Source organism: Tamlana crocina (assembly GCF_012037625.1).
On the sequence record NZ_JAAVJS010000182.1, the window covers coordinates 1 to 490 of the forward strand.

Annotated in this window: 2 protein-coding genes; both read right to left on the reverse strand. The window is 36.1% G+C overall.

What is annotated here, in order from left to right; translation table 11 throughout:
• On the reverse strand, positions 1-177 hold a 177-nt coding region (locus HC176_RS20085; RefSeq protein ID WP_167920041.1), incomplete at its 3' end, for an acyl-CoA dehydrogenase family protein.
• Positions 178-229: 52 nt separating this feature from the next.
• The coding region (locus HC176_RS16245) for a four helix bundle protein (protein WP_167920043.1) at positions 230-490 on the reverse strand (261 nt) is incomplete at its 5' end.

Sequence of the window (490 nt, forward strand, 5' to 3'; positions counted from 1 at the left end):
TTCCTCTCTTTTAGGAATGAGCTCCCGGTTCACGAATTCCTGAACGCTCTCGCGCATCATTTTCTGCTCATCAGAAAAATCTTCGGGTGTGAAAATGTTTTCTGCACTGGTTTCTTTAACCAGGAATTGCCCCCCGCGAAGAAGGTCTTTTTTGTTGCTATCTGTTTGTGTACTCATTTTTATTTAATATTATTATTTGAAATTGGTAAATTGAGTCAAGAATCAAGAGTCAAGACTTTTTGTCTAGACCATCAATGAAACCAGAGATCATTTTTTGCAGATCCTGGATTTTTGTTTCTAATTCCTGAAAATGTTTCTCACTAATATATTTCTCGTTATAAGCAACGATTAACTGCGTTTCCCATTCAAAAGCAGAACCCAGACTACTGTCTAAATACTGAGAAAAATGCTTATCAGTTTTTTTACTTGTCCCTTCGGCAATATTTGAAGGAATAGAAACTGCACATCTTATGAGTTGGGTAACCAAATT